We start from the raw sequence: 23918 nt of genomic DNA, 5'->3' as shown, positions 1-23918 counted from the left end.
AGGAGCAACCCCCCAATGCAACTGACAGGCACACTCATCCGCCGCGTGCACTGGCCGTTGATGGAACGGCTGAAACAGAACCGCACGCGTCAGTATTTGCACGAACTGCGAGAGGCGCAGCAGTTGTCGCCGCAGGCGCTGCGGAAACGCCAGGCGGACAAGCTGAGGCGCTTATTGGACCACGCCGTCCGCCGTGTCCCCGCCTACAGCGAATACGCATCCGACTGGGAAGCGGCTGATGACGACCCGATTCGCTTCCTGGAGCGCCTTCCCGTGCTCAGCAAGGCCCGTTTCCGCGCGTCGTTTGACCAGTACCTCAGCAACGATGCAGACCCCTCCCGGCTCATTGCCAACCGGACTGGCGGCTCCACGGGAGAGCCGACCCGTTTTTACCTGAGCCGGCCGGCTGTGGAACGCTACGAAGCAGCCCGCTGGCTGGGGCTCTCCTGGCACGGTATTCGCATCGGCGACCCGTCCGTCATGGTCTGGGGCTCGCCGCTTGAACTCAACCAGCAGCAGGCCCGCCGCTATCGCCTGAAAGAGCGATGGTTGAAAAATCGGCTGATGATACCCGCCTACGACCTGGACGAGCGGCGGCTGGACGAACACCTGCAGCTAATCCGCCGGTTTCGCCCAGTCTACCTGTACGGGTATGCGTCTGCCCTCCACCTGTTGGCTGAGATGATGCTGGCGCGCGGCGCCAGTCCAGGTGTGAAGCTGAAAGCGGTGGTGTCCACGGCAGAGACGCTTCATGACTACCAGCGGCAAGCAATCGCCAAAGCGTTCCAGGCGCCTGTCGTCAACGAATACGGCGCCCGCGACGGAGGCATCATCGCCTACCAGTGTCCGGTTGGACGCATGCACGCCTTCAGCGAAAACTGCGTGCTGGAAGTGGTCGATCCCGCCAGCGGCCGCCCCCTTCCCCCGGGGGAAAGAGGGACGCTTCTGGTCACTGACCTGCACAACACAGTCATGCCCCGGCTGCGCTACCAGTTGGGCGACGTCATCGCCCTCTCGTCGGACACCTGCACCTGCGGCATCAGCTATCCGCTGCTGGCCGCCATTGACGGCCGGGAAGACGACATGTTTGTCACCGCTCACGGTACGTATGTGCACGGCCACTACTTCAACCACATCATGCGCAATCTGGACAGCTTCCGCACCTTTCAAATCATCCAGCACAAGCCGGACCAGGTGACGCTCAAACTGGTAAAAGAGCCGGATCGGTACGATCCGGCTGACGAAGCCCGGCTGTTGGAGGCCATTCGAGACAAACTGGGGGAAGTCAGCATCGAGGTATGCCACGTCGACCGGATTCCACCGAGTGCTTCCGGCAAGACCCGCTACGCCATTCGCGAATGTCCGCTTACCGGTTTGCTGCGGGAGTAGACCGTCTGCGCAGCTTTTGCACCAATTCGGCGACCAGCGGTTCACGCAGCGCGAACAGTGCCGCAAAGTACAGCAGCGCCCCGCCCATTACCCCAAGCAGCAGGTAACACCACAACGGCAGAGCGGACAGCCAGGCATCAGCCAGCAAAATCCCGCCGCTCATGACAGCGCAGGCGGCCAGCGTCCGCAGCGCTGTCCACACAAAGCTCCGGCTGATGGGCGCACCCACTTTGCGCCAGAGCAGGGCGAACAGCAGCACCGACTGGAAGAGTACGGAGACGGCCATCCCCAGTGCGATTCCCCCGTGTCCCATCCAGGGGATCAGCAGCCAGTTGGCAACAGCGTAGACGGCGATCCCGATTACGCCGACCACGACCGGCGTCCGCGTGTTGTCCAGTGCGTAAAACGCCCGGGTGATCAGGTCGCGGGCGGCCATCCCGTACAGCCCCAAGCCGTAAAATGGCAGCGCCCAGGCGGTCAGCGCGACGGACAGCTCGCCGAACTCGCCGCGCTGGAACGCCAGCCGCACGATCGGTTCGGCGTAGAGGATCAGTCCCGCCGTCACCGGCAGGAGCAGAATCAGCAGATACGCCAGCCCTTTTTGCAGAATCTGCTTCATCTGGTCCATCTCACCCCGCTTCACGTGGCTGGCCAGCAGCGGAAACAGCGGCAGAGTAAACGCCCCAACGAAGATCGCCATCGGCATCTGCACGATCTGGTTGGCGTTGGCCAGAGCGGATACGTTGCCTGCTCCCAAGCCGTTGGCAAACCCCCGCTCCAAAAACGTGGTCGCCTGGGACACGACTGCTCCGATCAGGATGGGCACCACCCGCTCGCCCATGCTGCGCAGTGCTTCATCCTCTTTCCATGCAAACGACAAGCGGTGGCGGTAGCCAAATCGGCGCAGCGTTGGCAGCATCGTCAGCATCGCCGCCAAGTAGCCGAGAGTGGTCGCCATGGCCAGTCCGTCAGGTCCGTAGAGCGGCACCAGGAGATACATGCTGACAATCACCAACGCGCCGTTGGCCACCGTTCCCAGCGTCGGAGTGAAGAAGTGCTGGTGGGCGTTGCAAACACTGGACCACAGACCGGCAAGCCCGATGAAAACAGCGGACGGCCACATCCACCGCAGCATGTCGGCCGTCATCTCCAGCGTGTTTTCCTGTGCTCCCATCAACCAGGCGATCTCCCGGGCAAAGACGACGCCCAGCACCGCCATCGCCAGAAACGCCGCGAACACGACGGTCAGCACCTTGTTGTACAGCACCCCGGTCCGCTCCTCTTTTTCCATCAGCCCGCGCATGGTGGGAATCAGCACGGCATTGATCGCTCCCGGCACGACCAGAAACAGCGTCTGCGGAATCGTCACCGCTGTGTAAAAGGCGTCGGACGCTGCACTGGTGCCGTAGAGGTTGCTTACGTAGACGTTGCGAAAAAAACCGAGAAGCCTTCCGATCAACGTGAGTGCGACGATCATCGAGGCAGTCTTGAATATGCTCATCGTTCGAATCTCCCATCTTTGCAATACGCGCCCATCCTCTTAAAAAGCACACCTGTTATCATAGCGCATTTCTCGTAATCCTACCAACCTCTATCCCCTTCGCCTTGCGACAGCATTCGCCCATTCATTATAATAGTGGGGTTAATCCCTGTGTAGGAGGATCAAAAACGAAATGAAAGAGAACGTATGGAAGTGGGGGAGGCAGTCAGACACCTGGGTCTACCTCCTGCTGGCCTACCCCGTTATCGATTACGTCTTGCGAAAGATTTTGCCGATTCCAGTCGTCTCGTCGCTGTGGGATGACGGCCTGCTGCTCGTCCTCCTGCTGTTTACTTTTCTCGCCTACTGGAAAGGTTCGCGGGACATGCCCGCCATCAAGCATACGTTTGCGGCGTTCATCGTCTACGGACTGGCGCTGACGGTGGCCGACATGGCCAACTGGGACGCCAGCGTGGAGGGCTTCCGCGCCGTCTACCAGTACATGATTGCCTTTTTCATCGGCTTTTACCTGCTGCGCGACACAAAGCAGCTGGTCGTGTTCCTGAAAGTGCTCACCGCATTCGGGTTTCTCGCCGCGGTCGTCGGCATCATGCAGGTAGTGCTGGGCGTACAGACGCCGCAGTCGTGGGTGCAGGAAGGGGAAGCCGTCACGACGCGGGCGTTTTCGATTGTCACCAGCCCCAACGTGCTGGGCAGCTACATGGCCCTGATCGCTCCTGTGGCAGTCGGGTTGGCCGTCACAACAGCCAATCGGAAAGAGCGCATCATCTGGTGGATCGTCGCGCTGACGACGCTGCTCACCTTGCTGCTGACCAGTTCGCGCGGAGCCTGGATCGCGCTGGCTGTGGCGCTGTTCGTCTGCTGCTATCTGTGGAACAAGCGGCTGGCCGGCTTTCTCGTGATCGCCGGCATCGCCGGCCTGATCGGCCTGTACTTCGTGCCGGAGTCGACGCCCCTGATCGGGAAGATTTCCAACCGCATCTTCACCCTGTTTACTCCCGAGTACCTCCAATCCAGCATGCAGGCCGGACGTCTCGACCGCTGGGGGGAGGCGTACGACAAGATGCGGCTGGAACCGCTGTTCGGGGTGGGGCTCGGCCATCACGGCGGCGCCGTCGGTTCCCGCCACTTCGGCACAATCTACACCGACAGCTACCTGTTTAAAAGCATCGCGGAGCTGGGCCTCATCGGCGTCATCATGCTGATTGCGCTGATTGCCATGACGTTTGCCTACGCGGTCCGGCTCATCCGGGCACAGGCAGGAAAGCCGCCGTTCTTTTTGATGCTGGGTCTGTTTGGCGGCCTGTTTGCCGTCGCCATGCACAACCTGGTGGAAAACATTTTTGAGGTGCCGTTCATGTCCCTCTACTTCTGGTTGTTTGGCGGCTTCCTGTGCGCACTGTACGCCGACCAAGCGAAAGAGAAAAGGTGGTGAGTCCATGCGCCGCAATGGTGTATTGTCAGCCGTGAACTGGGCGCTGTACGCAATCGCCCTGTTCCTCATCTATCACATTCTGGTCAAACCGGCGTTCCTGGACCTCTCCTGGATCGCCCTGATCGTCTTTTTGCCGCTGCTCGGTTTCCTATATGTCCTGGTACATCCGGACGAACGGCGGCAGGTAGTCGTCTTTACGCTCGGCTTTTTGCTGCTGGACCGTGCCCTCGCTCACGTAGACGTGAAATCGCTCGCCGCCGTGCTGATCGGCGGAGCGGTGGCGAGCGGAGTCATCGCCCTGATTGCCAAATGGTACGGCCGTCTGAGCTGGTCGGCTGTCATCGCGCTGGTGCTCGTCGCCGTGCTGACCAACGTCAGCTTCCACCGGGACAACCTGGCCGCGCTCAGCCACTTCACGCTGAAGTATGAATCGGAACGCCTTTACAACGGAGCCTGGGTGGATTACTTCCCCGTCATCCTCTACGACGTGGACGGAGACGGCAAGCAGGAGATCATCACGTACGGCAACGCCGAGGAGTTGCCCCTGCCGGAAGAAAAGCCGAAAAAGCCGGAGACGGAAGCAGAGCGGAAGGAGCTCGCCGACAAACTTTTGCATCTGCAGGCCGAACCCATCTCCCTGTACGTGCTCACCTGGAAAGACGGCAAGCTGGTGCGCATGCCCAACGACCAAATCGCGGCGGAGACGATGGCTAAAATCAAGGAGCAAATGCCGACAGACTACCCGGGCTTCCCGTACTACACAATGAAAGACGGCCAACTGCTGCCAAACGTGCAGCGCCAATCCTACGCGGAAGCGATGCTGCAGGTGGGAACCGCTCCGAATCGCGCCCTGCTGTTGGACATGCAAATCATCGGGGACAAGCTGGCGGAAAACGACGGCGGCCTGGATGTGCGCAGCGCGATCGGCGAGAAGTACCGCGATGTCTCGATCAAAGAGGGGCTGCTGAGCGGCACGTATGAAGGCAGGCCGTTTGTCGCCACGACCAAGGCAACCAAGCTGATTGGCACGATGAAGCTGCCGGACGGTCGCGAGGGGCTTATCATCATGGGCGAACACCTCAGCGTCATGGCTGTAGAACCGGACGGCACCGCCGTGGAGGCGTACTCCCTGACGCGCAAGGAAATGCCGCTGGCAACCGCGGAATTCATCCCGGCCGATTTGGACAAGGACGGAGCCGATGAACTGCTGGTGGCCAACAGTCCGTCCTACATCCTGAAAGCGAAGCAAAACGGCACCTGGGAAATCCTCTGGGCAAGCGAGGAAGGCGATCGCAGCTTCCGCTTCACCAACTACGCTCCGATCGGATCTAGCACAGAGCCGGAAATCGTCGCCATGGCGAAAAGCTGGGTGAGCACCACCGACTCCCGTTACCTGTCCGGGTACCGCTACACCCCGGACGGACTGAAGCAGACCTGGCGCATCTACCTGCCGCTTTTAAACGTGCAGGTGGGTGACATCGACGGCGACAAGGAAAATGAAATCGTCGCCACCATCTACGACAAGCACCGCCTCATCGTGTTCAAGCAGCACAACGTGCCCGTCGTGCCGCTCGTCATCCTCCTGTTTGCCGGATTGATCGGCTACGGGATCGCAAGGAGGGTTCGCCATGCGTAAACGAACCGTAGGAATGCTTACCCTGTCTGCGCTCGCTGCCACCCTGCTCTTGACCGGATGCACCTACGAGTCGGGGCCCAAGTCGTTCGCCTCCACCAATTACGGCACGAGCTCGGCAAAGACGGCCCCGCAGCAGACCGAGTCGGCGAGCGAGTGGCTGAAGACAGCGCTGGAACGTGCGAAAACGGACAAGGACGCACAGAAGTTCTGGTACAAAGGCCACGTCAAGACCATTATGAACCGCACCACAACCAGCATGTTTAACGGGGCCGTCGTACAGCCAAACGGATACAATGTGGATGCGCGGATTGCCCGCCAGGACTATCAGTATTACCGTATCGGTGACAAGCGGTACATCCGGGTCGGCGATGCCTGGATGACTGCTCGGGAAACCCCGCTTCCGTTTGACGTGCTGGCCGGTTTTGACGACTGGCTGCCGTTTATGGAACAGGCGGTACAGTTAAAAGAAGAAAAAGTGTACGGCACGGTTTGCGTCCCGTTTGAAGTGAAAATGACCGGCGCAGACTGGCTGGCGGCGAGCAAGAGTCCGCTGTTTGAGCCGCTGCGCCAGCAGGTGGCCGACCGCCCGGACATGGCGGCCGTTCTAAAGGATTCCACGATTAAGACCACTTTCTGGTTCGGCAAGGACGACCGGCTGATCCATCAGTTCGAGACCTGGATCATCCTGCCGATGCCGGAAGGAGGCACGATGGACCAGCAGGTGTTCTTCCAGTTTTACAAGTACAACGACCCGGGAATCCAGATCAAGGACCCGGAAGAAGTGGAAAAGTATCTGCTGTACTAAACAAGCGCACATAAAAAAGAGGCGAATCTATCGCCTCTTTCTGTTTGTAGGCAAAATGGCCGTTGCGAGGAGAACACGCTTCCGTCATCCACTCCGTTCTTTACCCACTGAACACAAGCTAATGCTCGCGTCCGGCGGGGCCCAGTCAATGCCCAGCAGGGAAGCACAAACTACACGCTCCGCATCGATTTGCGGGGGATCGCCAAAGCCGCATCGCTACGCAACCGATTCAAAGGTGACGCTCCTTTTTCCCGCAAATCGCTGCTTTGCTCGGTAGGGCTCTCAAGTCGCTCTGCCTGGAAACGTGATTCTCCTTCGGTACAATCAGTTTGTCTTCATTCTGAAAGAGTCAAATTCATCGCCTCTCAGACTGAAGACAAACTGTTTTTTATTGAGTGTCCGCAAGGAAACGATCTTCCATCATTTCCAGGCCGGAAGGCCTGCACATTCATCAACCGAAGGTGGAGAAAAAGTAGATGGCATAGAGTGATGGGCCAAGCGAGCTCCTTTGACGACCTGCTCAGCGGAAAAACGAAAGACGCGGGAAAAAACAGGGGGCACAAGTCTCACTTCATCGAACTACCCAGATGTTTGCCCCCTGCCCGCGTCGCGTTTTGAAGCGGACATCATTCACTTCTTTGCTGGTCGTCAAGAGAGCGAGCGAGCCCGATCACCCATGCGCCACGGACTTTGTCTACACACTGAGAGGTTCATGCCTCATTTTCATTGTCCGACCAGTTCGTTCATCAATTCAGCCAGTTGGCGGGCCTGCTCACGCCGTTCGTACGGCTTGACCCGTTCGGCAAAGTCGTCGTCACGTTCCGCCGCGCCGGCCGCTCCCCGCTCCTTCCACTCGCGGTACAACTTCAGAAACGCCTGCTTGATGGCTTCCTTGTCTTCCGGGTCGGCCACTTGGCCCAGGCGGAATGCCTCAATAATCTGCGTCGCCTCCCCCGCTTTGTTCAGGGCGAGGATCGGCTTGCCAATGCCCATGTACTCGTACAGCTTGCCGGGGATGTACGCTCCGGCGTCCGGCGAAACGTCCCCGATCAGCAGAAGCGCATCTGCTCCTTTCATCAGGCCGAGCGCCTGTTTGTGCGGCAGGTTGCCGAGCACGCGGACGACGTCGCCCAATTGCAACGCCTCCACACAGTCCCGGTTTTCCGAATAACCCGGATAGTCAAACACGCCGGCAAAACTGAGCTGCAGGTCCTCGCGCGCTACCTCTCCCGCGTCGATCAGTTCGCGGATCGCCCGCAGCAGCAGGCGCGGGTTGCGCTTCTGATACAAAATGCCGGCGTAAACGGCGTGAAACTTGCCGGGCGCGGTGTACTGCGGTGTAAGGCCGACAAAATCTGCCTGGTCAAAGCCGTTGTAGATCAGCTCCAGACGGCGAATGCGGCTGCCGTGTTTTTTGCGGAAGTTCTCGGCAAATGTGGTCGTCACCGTGGTGATGGCGTCAGCCTCTGCCATCACACCCGCTTCCATGTGCTCCTCCAGCCGCTCCCGCCAGGCGATCCCCGACGAATGCATGTTTTGCGTCCAGGGATCGCGGAAATCAGCCACCCATTTTACCCCGAACTCGCGGGCGAGTCGGCGGGCGACGAGGTGATTGGTCACGGGGCCGGAGGTGGAAAAGATTACATCGATTTTTTCCCGGCGGATGATCTCCCGTCCCAGCTTCAAAGCGTTGGGCAGCCAAAGGATCTGGTCGTCGGGGATCAGCAGGTACGGTTTCACTTTTTTCAACAAACCGACCGCCTGCTGCTTGAGCGTCGCTGTCAGGGAACGTCGGGCCAAAGCAGCCTCTCCTCCGGCAGCAGGGGCAGCACCCCCGCCCCGTCGCGGCAGCAAGGGCCACTCCTTGGCGCGGTGTATCGTCACGTCGGCCGGCACCTGCGCCAAAAGGGACGGGTCCAATGTAGCGTGGTAGACAGGGTCAACAGTCAGTACGTGCACCTTCCACCCAAACTCGCCCAGGTATTTGGCCATTTTTAACGGCCGCGGCACGCCTCCTCCGCCGATCGGCGGGAATATGTAACAGATGATCAATACACTGCGGGTCTTCATTGGGATACCTTCCTCGTTTTTGTCCATTCTCGTAATGCTCCTTCACCAAGATACCACAAGTCCAGTCTTATTGCGAATCCACCAGTCATCTGCTATAGTGAGAATGGCTTTGTTTTCAAATCAGGAAGAGATGATCTTTCACGTCGCGACGGCAGTGTTGCACGATTGGTTGGAGAGCCCCGCCCGGCGAAGCAAGGGACCCTGCTCGACACAGCGTCAACCATTGAGTGGGGGAAGCGTATGCTATGGCCGGGTGGGTTTTCTTACAGGATCAGCATGCAGGTAACTTCCCGGTGCTGCTGGCTGATCCGGCAGAAATCTACCTCTACCGAAGAACGGACTGATGTGAATGCTTTCGATAGAGGGTTTGTCATAAAGGTTTGGGTGGATTGTCATGAGCAAATTACGAGTCCTCCACGTCATTGGCGGGGGGGAATTTGGCGGAGCGGAACAGCATATTCTCAACCTGGTCACCTCCCTGCCGCAGGAAGCAGTGGACGTGGCGGTCGTTTGCTTTTACAACTCCCTGTTCGCCGACGAGCTGCGCAAGGCCGGCGTCTCCGTCATCCCGCTGGACAGGTTCGGCCGCTTCGACGTGCGCCTGCTGCAGGCGCTGCGCGACACGTTTCGCCGCTATCAACCGGACATTGTACATACCCACGGCGTAAAAGCAAACTTTTTTTCCCGGTTGGCCGTGCGCGGAACCGGCCCTGTACTGGTCACGACCGTACACAGCCACCTCCGCTACGACTACGTCCATCCACTGGCGTACGCCGCCGTCACGATGATGGAACGGTCCACCCGCCGATGGAACCGACACTTTGTGGCAATCAGCGGCGCACTTGCAGACATTTTGCGGCAAGAGGGAGTGCCTAAAGACCGCATCAGCATCATCTACAACGGCATGGACCTGGCCCCCTACCGGCAGACGCATCGGCGCGTCGAGGACCGGAAGCGGCTGCGCGCGGAGTGGAACATCCCCGAAGAGGCGTTTTTGTTCTCCACAGTCGCCCGGTTCGTCCCGGTAAAAGGGCTTCCACACCTGATCGACGCGTTTGCCCAGCTGACGCGGAATCCCGGCACAGAGGACGTCCGCCTCGTCATGGTGGGGGACGGTCCGGAGCGAGCGCTGCTGGAAACGAAGGTGCGCGAACACCGCCTGGAGGACAAGGTCCGGTTCGCCGGTTTCCGCCAGGACATCCCCGCCTGCCTGCATGCTTGTGACGCGTTTGTCCACTCTTCTCTCTACGAGGGACTGGGTTACACGCTCATCGAAGCGATGGCCTCGGAAGTGCCGGTCATCGCCAGCAACGTCGGGGGCGTCAAGGAGTTTGTCAAGGACAGGGTAACCGGTCTGACGGTGGAACCGGGCGACGTCGAGCGGCTGAGCCGGGCCATGCAGGAGCTGCATCAATCGCCCGAGCTGCGCGAAACACTCGTCGAAAACGCCCTGCGAACGGCAGAAGACACCTTTACCATCGAGCGCATGGCGGAATGCACCCTGGCGCTGTACCAGCGGCTGGTGTAAAGAAACTGGAAACACGGCAACAAACGCCCGAATGCAGACGTTCGGGCGTTTGTTATACTTATTACCGGGACTTGCTGAATTGACTCTATCAAAAGAATCTCCTCTCGTCTCGAAGACTCGGAGGTCTGCTGGCATACTTTGTTGCCTTTGGCAAGACAATCTGCTTTCATAGAAGTGAAATAATTCGGAATCATGCGAGAAAGGATGGGCCCGATGAAACTGTTTCTCTCCGTCGACATGGAAGGCATCTCCGGCATTGTCGACACCAGCTACATCAATCCGAACGCCGGAGTCAACTACCAGCGCGGCCGCCAGTTCATGACGGACGACGCCAATGCTGTCATCGAAGCCGCTCTGGAGTGGGGCGCAACGGAAATCGTGGTGGCGGACAGCCACAATACCATGAACAACATCCTGTGGGAGTCGCTGCATCCCCAGGCGAGACTGTTGGCCGGCTCCCCCCGCAACTTTTCGATGATGCAGGGGTTGGACGATAGCTATGACGCCGCCTTCTTCATCGGCTATCACACGCGGCAGGGGGTACCCGGCGTCCTCAGCCACACGATGTCAGGCTGTGTTCGCAACATGTACATCAACGGCATGGTGGTGGGAGAATTCGGCTTCAACGCCGTCTACGCCGGCTTGTACGGCGTGCCTGTCTGTCTCGTGTCGGGGGACAACCTGATCGCGGAAGAGGCGAAGGCGCTCATCCCCGACATCTGTACCGCCGTGGTCAAACAGGCGGTATCCCGCACAGCCGCCCTTTGCCTGTCCCGCGAGGAGGCGACTGCCGAACTGAAGCGGCAGACCAGGCTGGCCCTGTCTAAAGTCGAGCAGATTGCGCCGCTCACCGTCACGACACCGCTGGAACTGGCCATCGAGTTCACCCATGCCGGTCAGGCAGAGATGGCCGCGATCGTTCCCGGCACCCGGTACGAAATGGAAAGCTGCACGGTATATTACACTGCCGCCGATCAGCACGACCTGTACAAAACCATGCGGGCGATGATCAATCTGGCGGGAACCGCGGAATTTTTCTAAAGGCCGCTGCCCTATTCCCCCAACAGCAAGGCGGGCACGCTTCCTCAGCGCGCCTGCCTGTTTGCCGTTTCACACAATCCGCGCCGTTTCAGAAACCAGCGGATGGAAAACGAGAAGACGGTGACGATAAACAATACGCGAAAGAGCTGAAAGGCCGTCACCAGCAGCGGGTCGGCACCGATCGCCAGGGCAGTCAGACTCATTTCTGCTGCGCCGCCGGCCGCTGTCGCCAGCATGCCGGTAAGCAGGTCGATGCTCGTGGCATACGACAGCAGGAAGGCCAGCGCGAACGTCAGGGTGGTCAGCAGCAAAGACGCGGCCAGCGAAGGCACCAGCAGCCTGCGGTAGGTGCGAATCTCCTCCCGCCTGAATTCAATGCCGATCCCCGCCCCGATCAAAAGCTGGGCGCCTTTCACGACGAGGCCGGACAGGGCCGGCGTGCCCGCACCGGCAGTGCCGCCTGTCATCGAAAGCGCAAAGGACACCAATGACGCCGTCAAAAGCGGACCCAGGAAATACGGCGCCGGGAACTTCAAACGGGCGGCTGCCACCGCTCCCAGCGCTCCGGCGGCCAAAAACACCGCCGCCTGCATCCAGCCGACCGTCTGACTTGCGGGTTGTACCGGCAGCAGGTTGGCCTTGTGGGACAGCGTCATCACGACGAACGGCGTCACGAACACAACCGTGACGATGCGAATGGAGTGGAACAGGGAAATAATCTGCAGGTTACCGCCCTGCTCCCTGCCGATCGTGGACATTTCCGAGAGCCCGCCGGGGATGTTGCTGAAAATGGACGTGATCGCGTCCACCTGGTACAGTTTGTGGATCGCCCAGGCCTGCATCAGGCCGAACAGGATCGTCACGAGCGTGGCTGCCAGCATCATCCCGATGTGATCTGCCATGGTCCCCCAAATGTCCCGGGTTATCCGCATGCCCAGCGCGACGCCGACGATCAAGAGGCCGATCCGGCGAAACCAGGAAGGCAGCCACAGTCTGTCACACCCCAGCATGACCGAAACGACTGTTGCTGCCAGCGGTCCCAGCAGCCAGGGCAGCGGCAGACGAAGCAGGGTGAAAACGGCGCCCCCTGCCGCCGCGATCAGGATGGTGAGAACCGGCCGCAGCGCGATCATCGTTCCGCCATTCCTTTCGCCTTTTTCACGCTTTTGTAGACCCTCTCCGGCCGTCCCACCGCCCCGTAGGAGAGGTCTGCGACCGCCTCCCCAGTGACGACCAGGTATTCCAGGTAGCGGCGTGCCGTCGAACGGCTCGTCCCCGTTGCCCTTCGCACCTGTTCGGTGGTGACTTCCCCCGCCTCGCTGAGACAGGCAGCCACTTTCTCCAGCGTGATCCTGTCGATTCCCTTGACCAGACCGCTATCCCTTCCGCCGTTGGGTCCCGCCGCGCGTATGAGCTCGTCAATTTCTTCCTGATTGATGTGCCCCCGCTCTGTTTTCAAGGCGCGCACCCTCTGCCGGAACTCCCGGTAGTTGGCAAGCGTTTGCTGCAAGCGCTCGAAAATCAACGGCTTTGTGATGAAATCAAACACGCCGCAGCGGATCGCCTCCACCACCGTGTCCACTTCCTTGGAGGCGGTCAGCATGATCACATCCGTCTCCGAACGCCGCTCCTTGATGACCGACAAAAAGTCCAAACCGTTCATGTCGGGAAAGTAGATGTCCAACAGCACCAGATCGGGCTGGAGAATGTCCAGTTGGTCCACGGCCTCCTGCTGGTTCGTGGCAATGCCGATGACCTGATACCCGCTCACCTTTTCCACGAAGCGCCGGTTCACTTCGGCAATCCGCACGTCGTCCTCGATGATCAACACCTGAATCATGGGCTCATCACTCCTCGCTTTCATGGCGTTCCCTTCACCCTCTTTGCTGTGTCGGCTTCTTTTGGAATGACGACGGTAAAAATCGTTCCCCCGTCCGGATTGGGCGTGTGACTGACGTGTCCGTTCAACTGCTCGACAGCCTGTTTGACCAGGGCGAGGCCAAATCCGTGATTTTTCTGCGCTTTTGTGGAAAACCCCAATTCGAACAAGCGGTCTGCGTGTTCGTCGGGAATGCCCGGTCCCCGGTCTTCCACCTCGAACAGCAGCACTTCCCCGATGTCGGTCAGAAAGACGTTGACTTCCCTGGCGAAAGCCCCCGGTGCCAAAACCGCCTCCAGGGCGTTATCGACAAGGTTTCCCATGATGGTAATCAGATGGTGGCGGTCAATCCACGCCGGAATGTCGTGGAAGCTGCTTTCCCGGTCAATCTCCAGCTTCACCTTCAGTTCGTTGGCCCGATTCAGCTTGCCGAGCAGCAGACCGCCGATGATCGGGTCCGGGATCTCCCGCATGATAAACCGGGTGTGATTCACATGGACATCGGTTTCCCGGGTAATAAACTCAATCGCTTCCCGGTACGACTCCAACTGGATCAGGCCGGAAATCAGGTATAGCTTGTTGGAATACTCATGGGTTTGCGCACGGAGCGCTTCCGCGTATTCCTTGACGCGGGACAGCTCTTCGATAACCCGGTACAGTTCTGATTTGTCGCGAAAACTGGCCACAGCGCCGACAATCTGGTCGTGCGTGTCCAAAATGGGCACGCAGTTGACGACCAACACATGACCGGCCATCCAGGTCTCCTGGTCGACGACCGCCCGGCCTGCCTTCAGGACTTCCAGCAGCCGGAAGCTGTCCAGAATCTCGTCCGCCGGTTTGCCCGTGATTTCCTTCGAGCTGTCCAATCCCAACAGCTGCAGCGCCGTCTGGTTCGCCATGGTAATCGTCCCGTTTGCGTTGACAGCCACGATCCCTTCCCGGATGGATTCCAGGATGGCCTGCTTCTCCTGGTAGAGCTGACCGATCTGGGACGGCTCCAGGCCGAAAATCGCCTGTTTCACGCTGCGGGCGATCCAAAAGGTGCCGATCACGCCCAACGCGAGGGCAATCAACCCGATCGCAACGATCTTATCCCGATAGGAATGGATGGTTTTTTGAACATCTTCCAGCAAAAATCCGACCGAGACTACCCCGATGACCTGTCCTGCCTCGTTGAAAATGGGCGCCTTGCCTCGCAGAGCGGGCCCCAGGGAACCGGTCGTCTCCGAAACGATCGACTGGCCTGCAAAGACGGGCTGATTGTCGCCGCCCTGCATTTTCTGTCCGATCCGCTCCGGGATGGGGTGAGAGTAGCGAATTCCTTCCCGGTTTCCCACTGTCACAAAATCGGCATGGGTTTCCCGGCGAACTTTCTCCGCCAACGGGGCGATCGTCCTGGACGGATCAGAGTCGGAAAAAGCCCGTTTGATCTCCGGCATCGCTGCGACGGTTTCCGCGACATGGAGGGCGCGTGTGCCGATCTCCTTTTTCAGCGCGTTCGCCAGCATGTACTCATAGGAACATCCCAGGATCGCGATCACGCACAACAGCAGCGTGCAGATCACCAGGATCAGTTTGCTTTGAAACCGCACGAAACCACCTCTCCCCTCAGTGTAGCAGATTCCGGCGCAATCTCAGCCGCAAAAACAGTGAAAATAGAGGCCAAGGGGGCCTCTATCCGTTCGTGCGATTCTGTTTTCCCCAAGGGATGAGCTAGAACGACATCACTCCCGTAAGAACAGCGGTCACTATCATCACAAGCGATGTGCCGCAGGCCCACTTCAGGATAAACCGGTGATTTTCTCCGTAATCGACCCCCACCATTCCGAGGAGCAGATACTGGGCGGCATACAGCGGGCTCAAGACGTGCAGCGGCTGGCCCAGGATGGAGGCCCGGCCGATCTCTACAGGATCGACGCCATAGCTGGCTGCCGCTTCGGCCAGGATCGGCACCACGCCGAAGTAGTAGGCATCGTTTGACATGAAATAGGTAAAGGGCAGACTGGTAATTGCCACCAAAATCGGCATGTGTGTTCCCAGCGACTCGGGAATCAGGGAAACCAGCGTGTTGGACATTGCATCCACCATCTTGGTGCCGGTCAGGATGCCGGTAAAAATTCCGGCGGCAAAGACCATGGAAACGACGGTCAGCGCATTTCCGGCATGGGCGGTGATCCGTTCCTTCTGCTCCTGCAGGTTGGGGTAGTTGATCAGAAGAGCGGCTGCGGTCGCGATCATGAACAGGACCGGAAGCGGCATCCAGTTCATCACCAGGCCGGTCATCAGGGCGCAGGTCAGCAGCAGGTTGATCCACAGCCGTTTTGGACGATTGAGCTGGTCAGCGGCCGCCGCCTGTTCGGACATCGCCATCCGTTCGTCAGCGGTGTACTGAATCTCCGCCACGCCCAAACGCTTGCGTTCCCGCATGCCCAGTATACAGGCCACCGCGATCACCCAGATCAGCCCGCCGACCATCGTGGGAATGAGCGGCGTAAACAGTTCCGACGCATCCAGGTGCAGCACGCTCATCGCCCGTGCCGTCGGTCCGCCCCACGGCGTCATGTTCATGACCCCCATCGAGAGCATGGGCGTGACCGCCAGAATCAGCGGGTTCATGCCCAACCGTTTGTACAGCGGCAGCATCGCGGATACCGTAATCATGTAGGTCGTGGTCCCGTCACCGTCCAGTGCCACCAGCATCGACAGGACGGCGGTACCCACTACAATCTTCAGCGGGTCTCCTTTGGCCAGTTTCAGAATTTTCGCGATCAAAGGATCAAACAGACCCGCATCCATCATGATCCCGAAGTACAGGATGGCAAACAGCAGCATGATCCCCGTGGGAGCGATCTTGGCAATGCCCTCCAGCATCATCGCTCCCATCTCCGCCCCGAATCCTCCGATCAGGGCAAAGAATATGGGCACGACGATCAGGGCAACGAGCGCGGACAAGCGCTTTGTCATGATCAGGTACAGGAAGACGGCCATCATCAGGAAGCCGAGCAAAGACAGCATGTTTGTTTCCCCCCAAAAAGAATGCGCTTTCAAGAAAGTGTTTTCATTATAACAACAATATTTTGACGAGAATAGAAAACGGAAATAAACGATATAAGCCGCATAATCCTCATTTTGTTCATTAAATTTACTGACGCGAAACCCGCGTGATCATGCGGTTCACTACAGCAAGAAGGCTCCCGGACCAAACACGTCCCGGGAGCCTCCTTCACTAAGGATCGCCAGCCCAAAACAAAAGTCCCCAGGTTTGGGGACTTTGTCGTTCGTCAGATGCGCACCACGGTCAGCCGGCTGTCCGTGTCCAGTGTGCGCGGAATGCGGTTTTTCGTGTCAAACAGGATCGGCGTCGGCGCCATCAGTTCGGCGGCGTGCTGCCAATCCAATTCGGCAAACTCCTTCTGAACGGCGGTCAACAACAGCGCGTCCGCGCCGCGCAGCGCCTCTTCCAGGCTGTCCGTCTTGTGCCCGTAGCGGCTGGGCACTGCCGGGTCGTAGGAGCGTACCTCCGCGCCTTTGGCCTGCAGCAGCGCGATCAGGTCGTGTACCGGGCTCACCCGGTCGTCGTTGGAGAAGTCCTTCATCGCCAGACCCAGCACGGCGACGCGGCTGCCTGCCAGCGTCTTGCCTTTTTGCCGCAGGGCCTGTTCCAGCATCCCGACCAGGACGGCCGGCACGCCGTCATTCGTGTTGCGGGCCAACTGCAGCAAGGGCAGCGAGACGCCCAGCTCCTTGGCCTTGGGCTGCAGGTAGTACAGCGCGTTGGGCAGACAGAAGCCGCCTACACCCGGCCCCGGAGTCAACAGGTTGACGCGCTTGTGGGTGTTTGCCACTTTGATCAGCTCAAAGGTATCGATCCCGAATGCCTCGGCGAAACGGGCAAATTCCTGCACCATCGCGATGTTCACGTCGCGCTGGATGTTTTCGATCACTTTGGCGGTCTCAATCACGCGAATGTCGGAGACGATGATCTCCGTTTCACTGATGAAGGAGAGCAGTTCCTTGCCTTTGGCGGCGCTCTCCGCGTCAATACCGCCGAGCACGAGCGGCATGTGGATGAACTCTTCAAACGCCCGCCCTTCGGCAATTCGCTCGGAGCAGTAGGTCAGGTAAAAGTCGCTGCCCGCCTTCAACCCGCTGGCTTCCTCCAGGATCGGCAGAATCACTTCTTCCGTCGTGCCGGGAATCACGGTGCTGCGAATCATCACCATGTCTCCCTTTTTCAGCACGCGTCCCAAGGTGTGGGCACAGCTTTTCAGCGGTCTCAGGTCCGGGTCCCCGTTGTGGACAGGCAGACCGACCGTCACGATGTAGTTGTTCACTTCCGCTGCTGCTTCTTCGTAGGATGTCGTCGCCCGGAAGCGGCCCCCAGCGATTTGCTCGCGCAGGATTTCCGGCAGCGTCTTGCCTTGATAGGATTCAAGATGGTGGGAGATGCCGGCGTTGATCTCCTCGACGACGTTCGGCATGACGTCCACACCGACCACGCGGGCTCCTTTCATGGCGTACGTGAGTGCCAGCGGCAATCCGACGAATCCTAATCCGACAACAGCAACGCGTACAGGCTGAGTCATTGCAGATCTCCTCTTTCCCATTATCTGGTAAAGGTCCGCGCGGTCAGCGTGGCCTTTTTGCGTCAATTCGACAGGTACCATACTCCTGCCGCAAGAAACACTACACATAAGACGATGAGGACCTTGTACAAGGTTTCCAAGGTGAAGCCTCCTCATGCAGTGGCACCGTATGCCAAAGCCTTATTATACTCCTCAATGGGCAATGGTTCAACGAACGTTCACGGCCGGGCAGGGGCGGACGCATCCAAATAAACGGTCAAAGGACCGGTCACGTACACCTGACAGCTCAACCGCATCCCTGCCGCCACCGCCGCCTCTCCCAGGCGGTACCGCTCCGTGGAAGAAGGGGGTGCAGCCGAGCCGACCGGAATGTCCATGCGGAGACGACAGGTGGTACATTTTCCCGTCGTGCAGAAAAAGTCAATCGGCAGCCCTGCCTCAACCAGCGCCATGAGCAGGTTCGCTCCCTGCTTCAGGAACAGCTGCTTGCTTTCCCCATCGTGCAGCACCGTCACGACAACAACATCCGTCTGGCTCATCCTGCATCCCCCATATCCTTTAACTTCACATACGCTGGCGGACTACCGGTACGCTGTCAGACCACCGGTCCCATTACCGCATGCCCCCGGGCGATGATGAGCGTGCCGCCCTTCACTGCCCCGGCTTCGTCCGGCAGGGAGCCTGCTCTGTTCACCTGATCAGGCTGGCCCCGATCACGTAGGAAAACCCGACCGACAGCACCATGGCAATAAAGCCGATCGCCCGGTTGTCCGCGGCGATTTCCTCATCAATTTTATAGCTGGGCGTCATGAATTCAAAGATGAAATAGCTGGACAGCAGCAGGAAAAATCCCAGCGTTCCCCAGATCAACGCCTGTCCGATTGAGTCGTGATGCTGGATGGAGTAGCGAAAAATGTTGGCAATGCCAAAGATTTTTCCGCCCGTTGCCATCGCGACGGAGACGTTTCCCCGCTTCAGCTCCTGCCACACACGGTAGCGCGTGACCAGTTCAAACACGGATAAAAACACGATCATCGCCAATCCGGTGACAGTAAAGTATGCAACGGCGGCAAAGTATTTGTTGTGAAGCAAGTGTTCCATGCGGCACCTCCCGCTCTCCTACTTGAGCTCGACGATAGTGGCGCCCACGCCGCCTTCACCCTGGCCGCCCAACCGAAACGACTTGACGTTCCGGTGCTGGCGCAGATACTCGTGAACGCCTTTGCGGAGCACGCCGGTGCCGTGGCCGTGAATAATCGAGACGGAATGCAGGCCGGCCAACAGCGCCTCGTCCAGGTACCGGTCGATCTCCCTGATGCCTTCTTCCACGTTGTAGCCGCGCAGGTCCAACTCCATCTTGACCGTGTTTTTGGCCCGTTTGACCGACGTGTATGCGGCGATGGTCTGCTCCTGTTTGGAAGGCTTCACCACGTGCATGTCGTTTCGCTTTACCTTCATCTTCATGATGCCGATCTGGACCAGGAATTCGTCATCGCCTGCTTTTTCCAGGACGGTTCCCTTTTGGCCGAAGCTGGTTACCATTACTTCGTCACCCGGCTTGACCTGGGTGGCGCGCACGGCTTTGGCCGGCTTTTTCACCTTTTCCTTCTCCAGCTCCAGCACAGCGTCACCCAGGCGCTTCTTGGCCTCAATCAGCCGATGTTCCTTGATTTCCGCGCCTTCCGCCATCATGCGCCTGAGCTCGCGAATGACCGCGTCCGCCTCTTCCTTGGCAAGCTGCACAGCGATCCGCGCTTCTTCTTCTGCCCGTTCCAGCAGCTTGTTTTTCTCTTCGGCGAAGCGGGTCCGCTCTTCTTCAAGCTGCGCTCGCAGCGCTTCCGCTTCGCGCCGCAGCGCCTCGGCCGTCTGCCGCTCTTCTTCCGCCGTCCTGCGGTTTCGCTCCAGCGAGGCAATCATGCTCTCCACCTGGTTGTCTTCCTCACTGATCGAAGCGCGCGCCTTTTCAATAATCTCCTCGGGCAGTCCCAGCCGCTTGGCGATGGCGAACGCATTGGAACGGCCGGGGACGCCAATCAGCAGACGGTAGGTCGGGCGGAGCGTTTCCACGTCAAACTCCACGCTGGCATTGATGACCTCCGGCCGGTCGTAGGCGTAGGCTTTCAGCTCGCTGTAGTGGGTCGTGGCAACCAGCCGGGCCCCGCGCCTGATCACGTCGTCGATGATCGCCATTGCCAGCGCCGCCCCTTCGGTGGGGTCGGTTCCCGCTCCCAATTCGTCAAACAGCACGAGGCTGTTCTCATCCATCGCACCGAGGATGTGAATGATATTGGTGAGGTGGCTGGAGAAGGTGGACAGGTTTTGCTCGATGGACTGCTCGTCGCCGATATCGGCAAACACGGAGGAAAAGACGGCTGCTTCACTCTCTTCCTCTGCCGGGATGTGCAGACCGGCCATCGCCATCAACGAAAGCAACCCGATCGTCTTCAGCGAAACGGTTTTTCCCCCGGTGTTGGGGCCAGTCACCACGATTGCCCGGTAGCTGCCCCCCAGCTCCACGTCCACCGGCACGACCTTGTCATGCGGGATCAGCGGATGACGCGCCTTTTTCAGCCGCAGGTAGCCCCGGTCGTTCAGCCGCGGACAGACAGCTTTCATGCTGGCGGCCAACTGAGCCTTGGCGAACATGAAATCCAGCTCCGCCAGCGCGTCGACATTTTCCTTCAGCGCTTCCACCGCGCCGGATACCATCTCCGTCAGGACGAACAGGATCCGCTCCACTTCCTTTTCTTCGCGCAGACGCAGTTCGCGCAGCTTGTTGTTCATCGACACGACTACTTCCGGCTCGATGAACAACGTCGCGCCCGACGCCGACTGGTCGTGCACGATCCCGCCGAAGACGTGACGGTACTCCTGCTTGACGGGAATGACAAAACGGTCGCCGCGAATGGTCACGATGCTGTCCATCAGCATTTTCTGGTACGCCGAAGACCGTGTCATCTGATCCAGCTTTTCCCGGATGCGCGCCTCCAGTTGGCGAATCTCCTGCCGCACCTGACGCAGTTCCGCGCTGGCGCTGTCCAGGATGTCGCCGTTTTCGTCCACACAGCGGCGAATTTCCGCCTCCAGCTCGCGCAGCCCCTCAATCCGCTCGGCCTGAAAGCGCAGCAGCGGCAGTTCCTGCTCCTCGCACAGGTCAAGCAAAAAATTGCGCAGCCGACGTCCCGCCATTACGGTGTCGGCGATATCCAACAGTTCCCTGGGCGCCAGCATTGCATTCAGCCGGGCACGCTGCACGGCGGCGCGGATATCGCGGATGCCGCCCAACGGCACGCTTCCCTTCAACCGCAGCACGGTTGCCGCCTCTGCCGTTCCCTGTTGGGCCGTCTGCACTTCGTCCAAGCGGACAAAGGGCGTCAAGGCGGATGCTTTTTCTTTGCCGTATGCAGATGTCGCTTTCTCCATCAGGAGGGCGACGATCTTGTCGTATTCCAAGGTTTTTAACACCCGTTGTTCCAAAATGGTGCCTCCTTAACGTGGTCAACGCTAACATTCCCCATTATAACATGCAGTCCGCCGCAAGCATAAATTTACACACCCGGTGCGGCATATTTTGTCGAAAAACAAGCCAGAATGAGTAGTGAAACAAACTCCAAAGGAGGATTCTTCATGACGATTTTGCGCCATGTCATTCGTTTCGTGGTCGCGGCAGTCGTGCTTATGTTCGTCGGGTTTCTCGTTCCCGGCTTTTCTGTAAACGGTTTTTGGCCCGCACTAATGGCCGCGGTGGTCATCGCCGTAATTGGTTGGCTTATTGAATTGATGTTCGGCGACCGGATCTCCCCGTACAATCGCGGGATTGTCGGTTTTCTGGTGAGCGCCGTGGTAATCTGGCTGACTCAGTTTGTCGTCTCCGGGTTCCGGGTGACCATCCTGGGTGCCCTGCTCGCCGCGCTGGTGATCGGGATCATTGACCTGTTCATCCCGATCAAGACGCATATGGACCTGCGCAACGGCGACGCCGGCAACAAACAGGAAACCTAATTTCACGTCCGTGAGCGAAGAGCCAACCCCTTGTCGGGTTGGCTCTTTTTATTACGGTTGCAGCGAGGCAGCGGCTATCTGCCGGTGAATCATGCCGGCCAGGTAGCCTGCGCCAAATCCGTTGTCGATGTTTACCACAGCCACGCCGTTGGCGCAAGAGTTGAGCATCGACAGCAGCGGGGCCAGGCCGTTGAAGTGAGCACCGTACCCGACGCTGGTGGGCACGGCGATGACCGGCTTGTCCACCAGTCCGGCAATAACGCTGGCCAGCGCTCCTTCCATGCCGGCGATGCAGATGATCACCGCCGCCTCCCTGATCTCATCCAAGCGCTGGAACAGCCGGTTGATGCCGGCCACCCCCACATCGGCGATCACTCTCGCTTCGCTGCCAAAACAGCGCACCGTCCAGGCCGCCTCCTGAGCGACCGGCCAGTCGGACGTGCCGGCGGTCACCACCGCCACGTATCCGTCCCGCACAGGCGTAAGCGGGCTGCTGGTGCCGATCAACAGTCCCGCTTCTCTCACATACTGCACGTCGGGCCACCGCGTCAGCACGGCCTCCGCCTGCTCGGCCGTCACCCGCGTGGCCAGCACGATTGTTTGATGTTCCCGCAGCCTGCTGAAAATCCCGACCAACTGTTCCGCTGTTTTGCCGGCCGCGTACACCACTTCGGGAAAACCGGTTCGCCGCGCCCGGTCGAGATCAAGCGTGGCGTACTCCAGACGGCTCGTGCCCGCAAGCAGCTCTTCCGCCTCTTCCACGCTCAATCTTCCTGCCTGCACCTGACGCAAAATCGCCGCTACATCAACCATGCGCCGCTTTCACATCCTTGTCCAGAACGGCGTTCATGCTGCCCGTCTGGTAGCCGGACAAATCCAGGGTGACATACTGAAAACCAATCTGCCGCAGCGTCCGGGAAATCTCGTCGCTATGCTCCAGCAGACGCGGAAAGTCGGCTGGGTCTACCTCAATGCGGGCGATTGCATCGTGATGGCGCACGCGCACCTGATGAAAGCCGAGACTTATCAGATACCCCTCTGCTCTGTCAATCTGGTCGATCTTTTCCAGGGTGATTGGCGAGCCGTACGGGATGCGCGACGACAGGCAGGCAAACGACGGCTTGTTCCAGGTGGGCAGCCCCATGGCCCGGGACAATTGGCGTATCTCCTCCTTGAACAAGCCGGCTTCCTGCAGCGGGCTGCGGACACCGCGCTGGACGGCGGCCAATCGTCCGGGACGATAGTCGCCCAGGTCATCCATATTGGCCCCGTCGCAGATGACGGCATTCCATTGATTTTCTTCCGCCAATCGGCCGAGATGCTCGTACAATCCGTCTTTGCAGTAAAAACAGCGGTTGACCGGATTGGCGACGAACTGCGGATTTTCCATTTCGCGGATCTCGGTGGTCACAAAACGGGCACCCAGGCGTTTGGCCAACTGCCTGGCCGCTTCAAACTCCCGCGTCGGGAACGTCTCCGACGCCGCGGTCACGGCGATCGCCTCATCGCCCAGTTCCTGGACGGCGCATGCCAGCAAAAAGGTGCTGTCAACGCCTCCGGAAAACGCGATCAGCACGCGCCCCATATCGCGCAGCAGCCCGCGCAGTTTTTCCTCTTTTTCTGCGAGAGACAGCCGGCGGGCCGCCTCCCGCAGCGCTTCTCTGTCCATCTCCTGACCCATCTTTTGCCCACGCCCCTCTTATTGACAAGCTTTTTCGCGACAATGGGAAAAGAGAGGCATACACTGCCCCTCTTTTTATGTGATTCGTCTATGCTTGGTTCGCGTCGTCATGCAGGATCTTCAACAGTGCCTCGTACTCCTGTCGCAGGCGGAAGTACTCGTCCGCAATGTTGACCGCGGTGAGCACGGCGATTTTGGCCGTGTCCAGGCGATGGTTGCCCTTGGCGATTTCATTCATCTTGTCATCGACGAAACCGGCCACCATGCGGATATGGTTTACGCTTGCCTTTCCGCTCAGCCGGTATTGCTGGCCAAATATATCAACCGTCAACCGATTTTTCCCATCACCTTGCACGAAGGCTTCC

General features: G+C 59.2%; 20 protein-coding genes. 7 read left to right on the top strand and 13 right to left on the bottom strand.

Annotated features, from left to right (window positions below):
* Positions 1–15 precede the first annotated feature (15 nt).
* On the top strand, positions 16–1389 hold the full coding sequence (locus KDN35_RS10900) for a phenylacetate--CoA ligase family protein (RefSeq protein ID WP_212132710.1): 1374 nt from the start codon (positions 16–18) through the stop codon (positions 1387–1389).
* On the opposite strand, the gene murJ is transcribed toward KDN35_RS10900, so the two are convergent.
* Positions 1367–2890 carry a murein biosynthesis integral membrane protein MurJ gene (gene murJ, locus KDN35_RS10895; RefSeq protein ID WP_212132709.1) on the bottom strand — a complete coding sequence of 508 codons (1524 nt, stop codon included), beginning with the start codon at positions 2888–2890 and terminating at the stop codon, positions 1367–1369. The genes KDN35_RS10900 and murJ overlap by 23 nt on opposite strands.
* Before the next feature lie 172 nt (positions 2891–3062).
* Between murJ and KDN35_RS10890 the strand changes: the two genes are divergently transcribed.
* From KDN35_RS10890 to KDN35_RS10880, 3 genes are read left to right on the top strand one after another with little or no spacing between them, the layout of a single operon-like run.
* On the top strand, positions 3063–4325 hold the full coding sequence (locus KDN35_RS10890) for an O-antigen ligase family protein (protein WP_212132708.1): 1263 nt from the start codon (positions 3063–3065) through the stop codon (positions 4323–4325).
* A 4-nt stretch (positions 4326–4329) separates the two neighbouring features.
* Positions 4330–5961 (top strand): hypothetical protein, encoded by a 1632-nt coding sequence (locus tag KDN35_RS10885; protein ID WP_212132707.1) that lies wholly within the window; start codon positions 4330–4332, stop codon positions 5959–5961.
* The gene (locus KDN35_RS10880) at positions 5954–6766 is read left to right on the top strand and encodes a hypothetical protein (RefSeq protein ID WP_171566448.1); all 813 of its coding nucleotides are present in this window, start codon (positions 5954–5956) and stop codon (positions 6764–6766) included. The genes KDN35_RS10885 and KDN35_RS10880 overlap by 8 nt, the downstream gene beginning before the upstream one ends.
* A 723-nt stretch (positions 6767–7489) precedes the next feature.
* Here the strand turns inward: KDN35_RS10880 and KDN35_RS10875 are convergent.
* Positions 7490–8836 (bottom strand): glycosyltransferase family 4 protein, encoded by a 1347-nt coding sequence (locus KDN35_RS10875; protein WP_212132706.1) that lies wholly within the window; start codon positions 8834–8836, stop codon positions 7490–7492.
* Positions 8837–9230: 394 nt separating this feature from the next.
* On the opposite strand from KDN35_RS10875, the gene KDN35_RS10870 reads away from it, so the two are divergent.
* On the top strand, positions 9231–10364 hold the full coding sequence (locus tag KDN35_RS10870) for a glycosyltransferase (RefSeq protein WP_171566631.1): 1134 nt from the start codon (positions 9231–9233) through the stop codon (positions 10362–10364).
* Positions 10365–10577: 213 nt separating this feature from the next.
* Positions 10578–11405: a M55 family metallopeptidase gene (locus KDN35_RS10865; RefSeq protein ID WP_171566632.1), complete on the top strand. Its 828-nt coding sequence runs from the start codon at positions 10578–10580 to the stop codon at positions 11403–11405.
* A gap of 44 nt (positions 11406–11449) precedes the next feature.
* On the opposite strand, the gene KDN35_RS10860 is transcribed toward KDN35_RS10865, so the two are convergent.
* The 8 genes from KDN35_RS10860 to KDN35_RS10825 all read right to left on the bottom strand — a co-directional run bounded on the left by KDN35_RS10860 (position 11450) and on the right by KDN35_RS10825 (position 21347).
* A complete protein-coding gene (locus KDN35_RS10860) occupies positions 11450–12538 on the bottom strand; it encodes an AbrB family transcriptional regulator (RefSeq protein ID WP_212132705.1) in 1089 nt (362 codons plus the stop codon).
* On the bottom strand, positions 12535–13245 hold the full coding sequence (locus KDN35_RS10855; RefSeq protein WP_171566634.1) for a DUF977 family protein: 711 nt from the start codon (positions 13243–13245) through the stop codon (positions 12535–12537). Before KDN35_RS10855 ends, KDN35_RS10860 begins: the two co-directional genes overlap by 4 nt.
* Before the next feature lie 20 nt (positions 13246–13265).
* The gene (locus KDN35_RS10850; protein WP_171566635.1) at positions 13266–14876 is read right to left on the bottom strand and encodes an ATP-binding protein; all 1611 of its coding nucleotides are present in this window, start codon (positions 14874–14876) and stop codon (positions 13266–13268) included.
* A gap of 121 nt (positions 14877–14997) precedes the next feature.
* Positions 14998–16299, bottom strand: coding sequence for a CitMHS family transporter (locus KDN35_RS10845; protein WP_212132704.1), 1302 nt, complete (start codon positions 16297–16299; stop codon positions 14998–15000).
* 266 nt (positions 16300–16565) lie between these two features.
* A complete protein-coding gene (locus tag KDN35_RS10840; RefSeq protein ID WP_212132703.1) occupies positions 16566–17870 on the bottom strand; it encodes a nucleotide sugar dehydrogenase in 1305 nt (434 codons plus the stop codon).
* A 218-nt stretch (positions 17871–18088) separates the two neighbouring features.
* A complete protein-coding gene (locus KDN35_RS10835) occupies positions 18089–18409 on the bottom strand; it encodes a 2Fe-2S iron-sulfur cluster-binding protein (RefSeq protein ID WP_171566638.1) in 321 nt (106 codons plus the stop codon).
* A 151-nt stretch (positions 18410–18560) separates the two neighbouring features.
* A complete protein-coding gene (locus KDN35_RS10830) occupies positions 18561–18971 on the bottom strand; it encodes a DUF350 domain-containing protein (protein WP_171566639.1) in 411 nt (136 codons plus the stop codon).
* An 18-nt stretch (positions 18972–18989) separates the two neighbouring features.
* On the bottom strand, positions 18990–21347 hold the full coding sequence (locus KDN35_RS10825) for an endonuclease MutS2 (protein ID WP_171566640.1): 2358 nt from the start codon (positions 21345–21347) through the stop codon (positions 18990–18992).
* Positions 21348–21497: 150 nt separating this feature from the next.
* Between KDN35_RS10825 and KDN35_RS10820 the strand changes: the two genes are divergently transcribed.
* Positions 21498–21872 carry a phage holin family protein gene (locus tag KDN35_RS10820; RefSeq protein WP_171566641.1) on the top strand — a complete coding sequence of 125 codons (375 nt, stop codon included), beginning with the start codon at positions 21498–21500 and terminating at the stop codon, positions 21870–21872.
* 51 nt (positions 21873–21923) lie between these two features.
* On the opposite strand, the gene larB is transcribed toward KDN35_RS10820, so the two are convergent.
* The 3 genes from larB to zapA all read right to left on the bottom strand — a co-directional run bounded on the left by larB (position 21924) and on the right by zapA (position 23908).
* Positions 21924–22685 (bottom strand): nickel pincer cofactor biosynthesis protein LarB, encoded by a 762-nt coding sequence (gene larB / locus KDN35_RS10815; protein WP_171566642.1) that lies wholly within the window; start codon positions 22683–22685, stop codon positions 21924–21926.
* The gene (gene larE / locus KDN35_RS10810) at positions 22678–23553 is read right to left on the bottom strand and encodes an ATP-dependent sacrificial sulfur transferase LarE (RefSeq protein WP_230076649.1); all 876 of its coding nucleotides are present in this window, start codon (positions 23551–23553) and stop codon (positions 22678–22680) included. The genes larB and larE overlap by 8 nt, the downstream gene beginning before the upstream one ends.
* An 88-nt stretch (positions 23554–23641) precedes the next feature.
* Complete coding sequence (gene zapA / locus KDN35_RS10805; protein WP_171566643.1) at positions 23642–23908, bottom strand: cell division protein ZapA; 267 nt, start codon at positions 23906–23908, stop codon at positions 23642–23644.
* Positions 23909–23918 lie beyond the last annotated feature (10 nt).

It is taken from the genome of Brevibacillus sp. NL20B1 (assembly GCF_018195675.1).
In the GTDB taxonomy this organism is placed as follows: domain Bacteria; phylum Bacillota; class Bacilli; order Brevibacillales; family Brevibacillaceae; genus Brevibacillus; species Brevibacillus aydinogluensis.
This window is presented reverse-complemented; position numbering and strand designations above follow the sequence as displayed.